The sequence below is a fragment of the Aquamicrobium defluvii genome (genome assembly GCF_004363725.1).
In the GTDB taxonomy this organism is placed as follows: domain Bacteria; phylum Pseudomonadota; class Alphaproteobacteria; order Rhizobiales; family Rhizobiaceae; genus Mesorhizobium; species Mesorhizobium defluvii.
This window is the reverse complement of record NZ_SNZF01000009.1, coordinates 102,654-113,584: the sequence shown is the minus strand read 5'-3', so window position 1 is coordinate 113,584 and position 10,931 is coordinate 102,654. Positions and strand designations below refer to the sequence as shown.

Below are 10,931 nucleotides of genomic sequence, written 5' to 3'. Positions count from 1 at the left end.
GGGGGCTTGAGAAATGGAAGCGAGCAAGACCGACATATTAGAGTTCATCCCGAAGATGGAGGCTAGTCGAGAAAATCTCGTGGACGAACTGATCTACGAATCTCGAGTGCAGACTGGTCGGAGCGTCAAGGAAAAGGAACCGGCAAGATTGCACCAGATAACCGCTGAACTCGCGAATGTGCAGATGGCGATTGCGGCGCTCAGGGAAGAGGCTGATCGCCGTAGGTAAAATAGACCCACGAGGAGGTTTCAACTTCCTCGTGGTCTTGACTTCGGATTCGGCTCGATCAAGTATGTTGCCAACTGCGTCGCGGCCGCACCATCCGCGAGCACGCGCAGCCACTACCACATTGAGGAGAAACACATGGCGATCGAGATTTTCGGTCGAGCATGGTGCTCGACCTCAATATGGGGAATACAAGGTGGCAAAAACGACGCAGAGTTCGAGCAACAAGACCTCATGGCTTGAGATAGAGGGCACGATTGCTTCGCTGGAAAAGTCAGTCCGCATCCTGTGCTGGCTTTCAGAGGAGGTCGAGAAAAATGTCGCGGTGGTCAAGAAGGCCGCGCCTTACGGCTTCTGCGAAACCTTCGAGGATCTGGCTGCCGAGCAGGCGTATCGTGTCAAGGCGCTGGTCGAGACCCTGAAGCGTGAATGGGAAAGGTACGACACAGACTAAGGTTGCAATGCAGCTTGCCTGAAATTTTTTATATCCGGACTTGACGATATTGAAGCTGCTCACCCTATATAAGAGGGGTGCAGCTTCATGTTTTTATGGAAAAGTCAAGCGATTTCCATAAAATAGACACAAAGCTGTGCGATCCTATTGTCAGATCGGGTTTTCCGACTGATTCGCGGCATTGGCCGCCAGAAGAACACCGCAGATTTGCGGGACAATAACCGGCAGCACGGGGAGCCGGAATGCATCAAGGCCTTCATGGCCGCGCTTCAACGGGAGGCGCACCACATAGCTAGAGTTTTCAGCCTGCCGGCATCTGCCGTGCGGGCTATTCGTGTTTCTTCTGCCATGTGCGGAAGGAAGCCCGCAGCAATAGCTGCGGAAAGCAACGGGCCGGCATCGCCCTGGAAAGCAACCGGCTCCAATTTTACCACCTGTCTCGAAAGGACAAACATGAACGTTCATCAGCTTCAAGAGCAGCGCGCCGGCAAAATCGCAGAGATGAAGGCCGCTGTCAACAACCCCGAAACCTTCGACGCCCTTGAGGCCGAAGTCCGCAAGCTCGACCGGGACATCAAGCGCGCCGCAACGCTGGCTGAATTTGAGCGCGCCGAGCAGGCCGAACCTGACCAGCGCTTCGAGGCGGAGACCCGCGAGTTCAGCGTTACCAAGGCACTTCGCGAAGGCGCGGATGGCCTGACCGGCCGTGAGCGCGAAGTTCACCAGGAGCTTTCGAAGGGCCGGGAAGTGCGCGGCGTGATGATCCCGACCAGCGTGATCTTCGGCGAACAGCGCGCAATGACCACGGGCGGCTCCGCCGGCAATACCGTCGCAACGAACTTGGGCGGCATGATCGATCGCCTTCGTCCTACGATGGCGATCCAGCAGCTTGGCGCCACGATCATCTCCGGACTCACCGGGAACCTTGACCTGCCGAAGCTGACGGCTGGCCCGACTGCCTATTGGGTGGCCGAAGACGGCGCGACCACGGCGTCGGATTCGACGTTCGACAAGGTTTCGCTGTCGCCCAAAACCGTTTCCGGCGAGATGTATATGTCGCGCCGTCTTGTGCTGCAGAACTCGGTTGCGATCGAAAACGTCCTTCGGAACGACCTGGCATTCGTTCTGGCGCAGGCGCTTGACGCGGCCGCGATTCAGGGCGGCGGCGCTAATGAGCCCGAGGGCATCATCGAAGCGATCTCAGAGCACGGTACGTCAGAGTCCGAGCTTTCGGACATCGCGGCCGACCTGATCGGCGCGCTCGCGCTCGACGACGTGACCGGCACCACGGGCTTCCTGACGAACCCGGCCGTTACCAACGCCGCGCGGAAGATCAAGTTCGACGCCGATAGCAATCGGCCGCTTTCGATCGCGGAGACGTTCCACGGCGAGCGTGTGGTTTCTACGAATCAGGTTCCGGGCTCCGGATCGCCGGCCGCGCATCCGCTCATTTTCGGCGCGTGGTCGAACCTTCTCGTCGGGTATTGGAGCGGCATCGACATTTTGACCAACCCTTACAAGGACGCGTCGAAGGGCGGGCTTTGGCTGCATGCGTTCCTCGACGCTGATGTCGCGGTGCGCCACGACGAAGCGTTTGCGTGGAAAGCTATCTAACGCATGGCGCTTTCGCTTGCGGAGGCCAAGGCGCATCTCCGGGTCACTTTCGACTCGGACGATGCGTACATTGAAAGCCTCATCGACGCGGCGATGGACTATGTGAGTGCGATCGGGGTGGGCTTTGATAGCCCGCCCCAACCCGCCGTGGTCCATGCCGTCAAGCTTCTAATCAGCCATTGGTATAGCGCGCGCGATGCGGCCGGCGAGAAGCCGAGCCATGCCGTTCAATTCGGCGTTGACGCCCTTTTAGCGCCCTATCGGGAGATCCATCTATGACCATCGAAAAACGCGCGGCGACCGAGACCCGCGCAGAAGGTCGAAAGCTGATCGGCTATGCCGCGGTCTTCGACCAAGAAACCCGCATTGCGGACTTCCACGAGGTGATCCGCAGGGGCGCGTTCTCCGGCTCGCTGGCGGACGGCAAAGACAAGCTCGCGCTGGTCGACCATGATTCCGGTAAGGTGCTGGCCCGGACCAAGAGCGGCACCCTCCGTCTCCATGAGGATGAGCGCGGCCTGCGCTTCGAAATCGATCTGCCAGAGACCACGCTCGGCCGGGACATACTCGCCCTTGCCTCTCGTGGCGATCTGGGCGGGGCCAGCTTCGCATTCACCGTGCCTGACGGCGGCGAGGCGTGGAGCGGTGACAAGCGCGAACTGCGCAGCGTCGTCCTGCATGAGATCAGTGTCGTCCAGTCCTTCCCGGCATATGGCGGAACGACCGTGCAGGCCCGGTCGCGTCAGCAGCGTACGGACGCTGATCGCCGCATTGCCCTACTCGAACTGGAGGCCGCGCAATGAAGTGGTGGCCCTTCGGAAAGGCAGAGCAGCGCATAGCGTCAGACGACCCGTTCCTTGGCGAGTTCCTTGGTGCGCGCTGGCAGGCGCGGGCCGACATCGAGAAGGCCAGCGGCCACGCCGTCGCCCATCGGTGCATCAGCGTCATTGCGGAGAACCTCGCCAGCGTCCCGCTGAAGCTTTATCGGCGCACCGAAAACGGCGGCCGCGAGGCTGCGACGGACCATCCGCTCTATGCCGTCCTGCATGACCAGACCGCGCCGACGCTTACCGCATTCGAGGCGCGCGAATGGCTGCTGGCGTCGGTCCTGACCTACGGCAACGGCTTCGCGAAGATTGAGCGGAACGGTCGCGGACAGGTTGTCGCCCTGCATCCCCTCATGGCCGGATCGGTGACGGTCGAGCTTCTGAAGAACGGCCGATTGCGCTACAAGCACGCTCTGCCAGACGGCGGGACCGATGTGCTGCTTCAGGAGGAAGTACTTCACCTGCGTTATCGGACCAAGGACGGCATCCTCGGGATGAGCCCGATCCAGATCGCCGCGGCGGCCTTCGGTCTGGCGCTGGCGCAACAGGATCAAGCCGGGAGCGCTGCGGAGAACGCCTTCCGCCCCTCCGGTGTCCTAACCTTCCCGAACAAGCTCGGCGCTCCGGGTAAGGACGATGCGCTCGAAAAGTTCCGGGCTCGGTTCATTGGCCAGTTGAAGGCAAATGATCCAATCGTGTTGGACGGAGGCGCTACATGGTCGCCTATCGCCATGAGCAGCAGGGATGCCGAGTTCCTTGAGTCACGCAAGCTTTCCAATCTGGACGTGGCAAGGGTCTACGGCGTTCCGCCGTCAGTCGCCGGCATTGTGGACGGGCAGAACTACTCCAGCATCTCGGAAGAGAGCCGGGCGCTGGTGTCGCGATGCCTCGCGCCCATGGCGAAGCGCATCGAGCAGTCGCTAAACGTTGCCTTGCTGACCCCGGAAAGCCGGAAGGCGTTCTTCATCGAACATGATCTGGCGGGCCTGCTTCGTGGTGACCTGTCGACCAGATACGCGGCTTACCGCGTCGGCCGCGAGGGGGGATGGCTCAACGTCAACGAGATCAGGGCCTTTGAAAACCTGTCATCGATCGGCGCGGACGGTGATCAGTACATCCAGCCCCTCAACATGGGATTGGTCGGGGCGAACGATAACCGAGGCAGGCTGGAGGACGCGGCATGACGAGCGCCATTGAAATCAGACGCCAGCTTGCCGCGATGGATGAGGCCGGCTGGGCAATGGTCGGGCTTGAGGATGAAGGCTGCGGCTGGATGCGATACATGCGCGACGATGAGCATCCGCGGTTCATGCGCCAGTACCGAAACCTGCGCGACAAACTCTTCGAGGAAGAGGAGCCGAACCAATGGCTGCACTGACCACCGCTGGCGATCTTCGCGAGGTGATCGACATCCAGAACTATGTGGAAGTCGATGACGGCTATGGAGGCGTCATTCAGGAATGGCAGACCGCCTTCACCGCGCCGGCCCGCATCCAGATCCTGCGCGGCACCGAGACGGTGATGGCCGCCCGCCTCGCCGGGACGCAGACCATCGCGATCACGATGCGCTGGCAACCTGCCATGGCCGATGTGACGCCTGCATGGAGGGCGAAGAACGGCCGCACCGGCACAATGTACAATATCCGCAGCGTCGAGCCTGATGAGCGGCGCGCTTGGGTGAACCTGCTCGTGGAATCGGGAGTTCCGGCATGACCGACCTGACCGTCAACGTGATGGGCGTGAAGATGACGCCGCGCTCGCCAGATTTCTCGCGGAAGTGGACGCCCATGGCGTTCATCGACATCACCATCCCGGAGCTTCAGATGGAGGTGAACGGTGCGCTTCTGGCGCACCAGAAGGGGAAGTACCTCGCCCATTCCCCGAAACCGACCGCGCGGGGATCGGGGGTGCAGTGGGCGATCAATTCCCCTCTCGCCAAGATCGTGGCAGAGAAGGCTGTGCGGCAGTACGAGGCCATGGGGGGCAAGATGCCGCCCGAGCCGAAACCGCTGCGCCAGTTCATACCGCTCCACGAGCTGGAGCTGTCGCCTGATGAGGGCGTGCCGCTGGAGGAGCGGGTCGAGGATGCGCTGGAGATCGAGGCCCGCAAGCGCGGAGTCGAATGCTTCACAGAAATCTGGACCCGACCCGAGCCCGAGGCCGATGACGACGAGGCTGTCGACGGGCTGCACCGGACGCTGGGTATTGATCCTGCGGTGTCGGAGGCATGTGACCGTGCCGGCCTGTGACATCCTTCCTCGTGGCCTTCGTAGGGCACAGGCGGCGGCGTATCTCGGGATCAGCCCCAGTCATTTCGACAAGCAGCGGCAGGCCGGGGCAATCCCGGCCCCGCGCCAGCTATTCGGAGTTGAGCTTTATGATAGACACGACCTAGATTTGCTTTTCGACGGCAAGGCCATGGTGGCCTGCAACGACAACTATTGGGACAAGGCGTGCGCGAGAAGCGGTTGAAATACGTCAACGTGTATACGGACAGGACCGGGAAGCGGCGGATCTATCTTCGCCGCCCCGGTCATCCCCGTATTGCTCTACCTGGCCCGTATAAATCGGAGGCCTTCTGGAAGGCCTATCATGCTGCGATGGACGCTACCGAGCAGGCGGAGAAGACCACGAGGAACGCGCCCGGCACGATCGGCGCGGCCATAGTCGGTTACTATGCATCGACCGAGTTCAGGGCCTTGGCCTCATCGACGCAGGCGGTCTATCGCGGCATCCTTGAGCGGTTTCGGGAGAAGCATGGTGATGGTCCGATTGCGACCATCAAGACGCACCATGTGAACAACCTGATCGACGAGATGGCGGACACGCCGGCAGCGGCAAGCAACTTCCGCAAGCGGCTGATCGGGGTCTTCGACTATGCTGTGGGAGCAGGGCTCCGAACGGACAATCCGGTCAGGGCGGCCAAGAAGCCGAAGATCAAGACCGATGGGCATCGCACATGGACGGAGCACGACATCGCTGCCTATCGGGCTCGGTGGCCTGAGGACACGCCGCAGCGAGTCGCGATGGAGATTCTTCTCCACACCGGCCTCCGACGGTCGGACGCGGTTCGAATCGGCTGGGCGAACCTGCATGACGATCTGATCGTCGTGAAGGCGAAGAAGACCGGTGCTGAGCTTCATATCCCGGTCCATGCAGACCTGCGGCGCTTCATCCAGAAGTGCCCTCGATCGGCCGCGACCTTCATCTCGAAAGGCAATGAGAAGGCACGGTCGGAGAAGGCCTTCTCGGCCTATATCTCGGGCGCGGCAGCGAAGGCAGGACTTCCGGAGGGATCATCTCCTCATGGTCTTCGCAAGGCCGCCTGCCGCCGTCTGGCGGAAGCCGGATGCTCCGCCCTGGAGATCATGTCGATCACCGGCCACACCGACATCCGAGAGGTCGAGCGCTACTGCCGTGAGGCTCAACGCAAGCTTCTGGCGCGATCTGCTATGGACAAATCGGCCAAGGCCTTCGACACTGAATTGACTAACGGCAATCCTGTTAGTCAGAATACCGAGGATAACACCTTGGAAAACAACGGAGAAATAAGAGAATGGCGATCCCGGCAGGATTCGAACCTGCGACCATCGGCTTAGAAGGCCGGTGCTCTATCCGGCTGAGCTACGGGACCGTACGTCCGCCGCAGGCGTTTCATCCTGCGTGGCGGATATGTTGTTCAATGCGTCCAGGGTGTGCGGCGGTCATAGCGGAAGTTGTCGGCATATGAAATCTGGCGCCGCTTCGGCAGATTGCGTTCCTGGAGGCGATAAGCCAGACCTTCACGCTCGGCATAGGCGATCGCCTCTTCCTTCGTCTGGAAACGAAGCCTGATCTGGCTCTTCATGTCGCCGGAGGTCGTGTAGCCCATAAGGGGGTCGATCTTGCGCGGCTGTTCGGGTTCGAACTCCAGAACCCAGTAGCCGGTCTTTGCGGTGCCGGATTGCATGGCAGTCTTGGCGGGACTGAAAATGCGCGCGGACATGGAAACCTCATTGCTGTTCGGCCATTCAGCCGTTGCCGACTGCTTACTGCGCAAAGAGCGCGGCGGCAAGATCGCAAACGCCGCAGCATGGTTTTCCAACGGTGAAAAGTGGTCGGAGTGGCGTGATTCGAACACGCGACCCCCTGATCCCAAATCAGGTGCGCTACCAGGCTGCGCTACACTCCGATGACCGTCTCCTGAAAGGCAGCAGGCCGAGTGCCGACCTCAGAAGATGACGGATGCCGTATCAGCACGATTGCCCGTACGCAAGCCCGCTTTTGAAACTTACCGATCGGAAAGCATCTGATTTCGGCTGATGCAGCTGAGGCTTGCAGCCTATACGGCTTCGAGTTCGGAAACCTTGTTGTGACGGAGATCGAGTTCCACCGGCGTCGGATTGCGAAGAATGTCCAGAACGGGGCAGTGACGGTCGACTATGCTCTTGAGCCGAAGCAGATCCTGCTCGGGCGCCGTGCTGTCGATGGTTACTTCGGCAACGATCCCCTGAAAACCGGGGCGAACGGATTTGTCGACGTTGAACAGGCCCCGCAGATCGATGTCGCCTTCTATCCGTACCGACACGCCGTTTACCGGAATGCCCAGAGCATCCGCATAAAGCCGGTAGGTGATCTCCTGACACGAGCCGAGAGCGGCGAGGATGTATTCGACAGGATTGGGCGCGGTGTCGGTTCCTCCAAGCACTTCCGGTTCATCGACAGCGACATTGAACTGCCGGATGGCAACGTTGCTGTTCACGCCTTCGCCGAGACGGGAACGGGCGGCGAACTTCGCCCGGGCGTTCCCCGGCTCTGCGGAGAGCGCTGCGTTCGTGCTGTCGAATGCGGTCTTGAATCTGAAACTCATGTTGGTGCGTCCTCGCCGACAAACCGGGCCTGTTGTTGCAAGGCCGAAGTCTGCCGATGCAGGCGCATCGGATAAAGGAATGCGCTGCCCTCGAACGAGGCGTTGTGAGAATGATTTTTTGGAGATCCGGACCTTGAAGAGAATGCTGAAAGGCAGAACCCTCGCCGTTCAGGTGAGAGGGTTCCTGTAGCCTGCAAAAATGCCCGCGATATTGTCGCGCGCGTCAAGGCAGGGACGATTTCAGACCGCTGCGGCCGCTTCGAGTCCACGCTGGATGTCGGCCTTCAAATCCTCCACGTCTTCCAGCCCGATCTGGAGACGTATGACCGGGCCTTCATAAGGTCCTTTGGCGATCGTGCGGTCGGCCAGCGAGACCGGTACCGCGAGGCTTTCATATCCGCCCCACGAATAGCCCAGCCCGAAAATTCGCAGCGCGTCCAGGAATGCATGCGCCTGCCTCTGGCCGCCGCCGGCCAGAACGATCGAGAAAATGCCGCTGGAGCCGGAGAAGTCACGCTGCCAGATGGCATGATCGGGATGGCTGGGCAGGGCAGGATGGAGCACGCGCGAGACGCCGGGGCGGGTCTCCAGCCAGCCGGCGATGTCCAGCGCGCTCTTGCGATGATGCTCCAGCCTGATGCCCATGGTGCGCAGGCCGCGCAGCACCTGATAGACATCGTCGGGTGCAGCGCAGCAACCCAGCGTGATGAGCCCGTCGTGCAGACGCTGCCAGTGTTCCCTGTTGGCCGACACCGTTCCGAGCAGGACATCGGAATGCCCTGCGGGATATTTGGTGGCGGCGTGGATCGAGATGTCCACGCCGTGATGCAGCGGCCTGAAGTAAAGCGGGGTGGCCCAGGTGTTGTCCATCATCACCACGGCGCCGGCCTTTCCGGCTACTGCGGAAATGGCCGGGATATCCTGCACCTCGAACGTGTTCGAGGCAGGAGATTCGGTGAACACCACCTTCGTATTCGGGCGGATCAGGGCCTCGATGCCGGCGCCGATGTGCGGGTCGTAATACTCCACGTCCACCCCAAGCCGGCTGAGCATGGTGTCGGCGAAGTGGCGGGTGGGGTTGTAGACCGAATCGACGATCAGCACATGGCTGCCGGCTTCGGCGAAGGTCAGCAGCGGTATGGTGACTGCGGCAAGCCCGGACGGAACGATAATCGTGCCTGCGGAGCCTTCGAGTTCATCGATCGCCGAGGCCAGCGCATCGGTGGTCGGGGTGCCGCGTGTGCCGTAGGTGTATTTTTGCGAGCGGCTGACAAGCGTTGCCGAATCGGGAAAGAGAACCGTCGAGGCGTGAACGACGGGAGGATTCACGAAGCCGTGAAATTCGCGCGGGTCGTTTCCGCAATGCGCAAGTCGCGTGTTCACACCCAGTTCCAGGCTGTTCTTGTCCATATCCCGATCATCCCAATGAAAAGTGCCGGAGTCTTAGGCCCGCGCCCGGCGTGGCGCAACCTCGGGCGGTCGCTCAGAGGCACCCGCTCTGTTGATCCAGCCTGTTGGAAACGGGTCGTCAGGCATGATTTTTGAGGCAATCAAGCGACATTTTTTGTCGCATGGAGGACATTCCGGACGGTTCCGCAAGGGAAGATTCCTGCCGGATTCCGGGCAAATCATCCCGGAAAATCAACCCCTTCTTTCGCAGGGGGCGCAAAGGCTGGCCCAATCATTCATTTTTCTTGACCTCACGAAGATTATCGCCTTCGATGATGTGCGTGAATGGGAGCGGGTTACGGGTCTGCAACGACTTTACATCCCGGGAGAAAGCGGCCGGCAAGGTCGCCTAGGCACGACGAAGCCGGGTCGGATCCCGGATAACAGAAAAGGGTCTGTGGGTTATGAAAAAGTTGGCAATCGGTCTTTTGAGCGCAGCCGCGATCGGCGTTGTAGCCACCGCAGCAAGCGCCGATACGCTTGACGACGTCAAGAAGAAGGGTTTCGTCCAGTGCGGCGTCAACACCGCGCTCGCCGGGTTCTCCGCCCCCAACGACAAGGGTGAATGGACTGGCCTGGACGTCGACTACTGCCGCGCCGTCGCCGCCGCTGTCTTCGGCGACGGAACCAAGGTGAAGTTCACCGGTCTCAGCGCCAAGGACCGCTTCACGGCGCTCCAGTCGGGCGAGGTGGATATTCTCTCGCGCAACACGACCTGGACGGTCAACCGCGATACGGCGCTCGGCCTCAATTTCGCGGGCGTCACCTACTATGACGGCCAGGGCTTCATGATCAACGCCAAGAAGCTGCCGGGCGTGAATTCCGCACTGCAGCTTTCCGGCGCTTCCGTATGCGTGCAGGCCGGCACCACGACGGAACTCAACCTCGCCGACTACTTCAGCGCCAACAAGATGGAATACAATCCTGTGGTGTTCGAGAAGTTCGAGGAAGCCAACGCAGCGTATGACGCCGGCCGTTGCGACGCCTATACGACCGACCAGTCGGGTCTCTATGCGGTGCGCCTGCAGATGTCGGCGCCGGACGATCACGTCGTTCTGCCGGAGATCATCTCCAAGGAGCCGCTCGGGCCTTCGGTGCGCCAGGGCGACGACAAGTGGTTCGATATCGCCAAGTGGACCTATTTCGCGCTGCTGAACGCCGAGGAAGCCGGCATCACGCAGGCCAATGTCGACGAGATGAAGAACAGCTCGAATCCCGACATTCGCCGTCTGCTCGGCACCGAGGCGGAGACCAAGATCGGCACCGATCTTGGACTCAGCAACGACTGGGTGGTGAATATCATCAAGGCTACAGGCAATTACGGCGAAATCTTCGAGCGTAACGTCGGCTCCGGCAGCCCGCTCAAGATCTCGCGCGGCATCAATGCGCTGTGGACCAAGGGCGGCCTGCAATACGGCATGCCGATCCGCTAAGCGGAATGACCGGGGAGCATGTGCTCCCCGGTCTTCTTTCTTGCCGGAACAACAAAACAAAGGCCGGCAGGGACAGACA

At 60.9% G+C, this 10,931-nt stretch carries 14 protein-coding genes and 2 tRNA genes; 11 read left to right on the top strand and 5 right to left on the bottom strand.

Going from position 1 to position 10,931, the window contains the following annotated elements:
- Positions 1 to 13: 13 nt before the first annotated feature.
- The 10 genes from DES43_RS09015 to DES43_RS23330 all read left to right on the top strand — a co-directional run bounded on the left by DES43_RS09015 (position 14) and on the right by DES43_RS23330 (position 6,720).
- Positions 14 to 229 carry a hypothetical protein gene (locus tag DES43_RS09015; RefSeq protein WP_133675008.1) on the top strand — a complete coding sequence of 72 codons (216 nt, stop codon included), beginning with the start codon at positions 14 to 16 and terminating at the stop codon, positions 227 to 229.
- A gap of 193 nt (positions 230 to 422) precedes the next feature.
- Positions 423 to 680, top strand: coding sequence for a hypothetical protein (locus tag DES43_RS09010; protein ID WP_133675006.1), 258 nt, complete (start codon positions 423 to 425; stop codon positions 678 to 680).
- 453 nt (positions 681 to 1,133) lie between these two features.
- Positions 1,134 to 2,294 carry a phage major capsid protein gene (locus DES43_RS09005; protein WP_166647721.1) on the top strand — a complete coding sequence of 387 codons (1,161 nt, stop codon included), beginning with the start codon at positions 1,134 to 1,136 and terminating at the stop codon, positions 2,292 to 2,294.
- Between the two features lie 3 nt (positions 2,295 to 2,297).
- The gene (locus DES43_RS09000) at positions 2,298 to 2,573 is read left to right on the top strand and encodes a head-tail connector protein (protein ID WP_133675002.1); all 276 of its coding nucleotides are present in this window, start codon (positions 2,298 to 2,300) and stop codon (positions 2,571 to 2,573) included.
- Positions 2,570 to 3,097 (top strand): HK97 family phage prohead protease, encoded by a 528-nt coding sequence (locus DES43_RS08995; protein ID WP_133675000.1) that lies wholly within the window; start codon positions 2,570 to 2,572, stop codon positions 3,095 to 3,097. The genes DES43_RS09000 and DES43_RS08995 overlap by 4 nt, the downstream gene beginning before the upstream one ends.
- Positions 3,094 to 4,305, top strand: a complete 1,212-nt coding sequence (locus tag DES43_RS08990) for a phage portal protein (protein WP_133674998.1) — start codon at positions 3,094 to 3,096, stop codon at positions 4,303 to 4,305. Before DES43_RS08995 ends, DES43_RS08990 begins: the two co-directional genes overlap by 4 nt.
- Positions 4,302 to 4,499 carry a hypothetical protein gene (locus tag DES43_RS08985; RefSeq protein WP_133674996.1) on the top strand — a complete coding sequence of 66 codons (198 nt, stop codon included), beginning with the start codon at positions 4,302 to 4,304 and terminating at the stop codon, positions 4,497 to 4,499. Before DES43_RS08990 ends, DES43_RS08985 begins: the two co-directional genes overlap by 4 nt.
- Positions 4,487 to 4,834 carry a phage head closure protein gene (locus DES43_RS08980; RefSeq protein ID WP_245514545.1) on the top strand — a complete coding sequence of 116 codons (348 nt, stop codon included), beginning with the start codon at positions 4,487 to 4,489 and terminating at the stop codon, positions 4,832 to 4,834. The genes DES43_RS08985 and DES43_RS08980 overlap by 13 nt, the downstream gene beginning before the upstream one ends.
- Positions 4,831 to 5,370, top strand: coding sequence for a hypothetical protein (locus DES43_RS08975; protein ID WP_133674994.1), 540 nt, complete (start codon positions 4,831 to 4,833; stop codon positions 5,368 to 5,370). Before DES43_RS08980 ends, DES43_RS08975 begins: the two co-directional genes overlap by 4 nt.
- A 351-nt stretch (positions 5,371 to 5,721) precedes the next feature.
- Positions 5,722 to 6,720 (top strand): tyrosine-type recombinase/integrase, encoded by a 999-nt coding sequence (locus DES43_RS23330; RefSeq protein WP_133675025.1) that lies wholly within the window; start codon positions 5,722 to 5,724, stop codon positions 6,718 to 6,720.
- Here the strand turns inward: DES43_RS23330 and DES43_RS08965 are convergent.
- The 5 genes from DES43_RS08965 to DES43_RS08945 form a co-directional block, all read right to left on the bottom strand.
- Positions 6,679 to 6,755: transfer RNA gene (locus DES43_RS08965), tRNA-Arg, on the bottom strand. The genes DES43_RS23330 and DES43_RS08965 overlap by 42 nt on opposite strands.
- 45 nt (positions 6,756 to 6,800) lie before the next feature.
- The gene (locus DES43_RS08960) at positions 6,801 to 7,106 is read right to left on the bottom strand and encodes an ETC complex I subunit (protein WP_133674992.1); all 306 of its coding nucleotides are present in this window, start codon (positions 7,104 to 7,106) and stop codon (positions 6,801 to 6,803) included.
- Positions 7,107 to 7,215: 109 nt separating this feature from the next.
- Positions 7,216 to 7,292, bottom strand: a tRNA-Pro gene (locus DES43_RS08955).
- Between the two features lie 150 nt (positions 7,293 to 7,442).
- Positions 7,443 to 7,970, bottom strand: coding sequence for an OsmC family protein (locus tag DES43_RS08950; RefSeq protein ID WP_035026044.1), 528 nt, complete (start codon positions 7,968 to 7,970; stop codon positions 7,443 to 7,445).
- Positions 7,971 to 8,210: 240 nt separating this feature from the next.
- On the bottom strand, positions 8,211 to 9,380 hold the full coding sequence (locus tag DES43_RS08945) for a cystathionine beta-lyase (RefSeq protein ID WP_035026047.1): 1,170 nt from the start codon (positions 9,378 to 9,380) through the stop codon (positions 8,211 to 8,213).
- 443 nt (positions 9,381 to 9,823) lie between these two features.
- Here DES43_RS08945 and DES43_RS08940 point away from each other — a divergent pair, with 443 nt between their 5' ends.
- Complete coding sequence (locus DES43_RS08940) at positions 9,824 to 10,852, top strand: amino acid ABC transporter substrate-binding protein (protein ID WP_035026050.1); 1,029 nt, start codon at positions 9,824 to 9,826, stop codon at positions 10,850 to 10,852.
- Positions 10,853 to 10,931 lie beyond the last annotated feature (79 nt).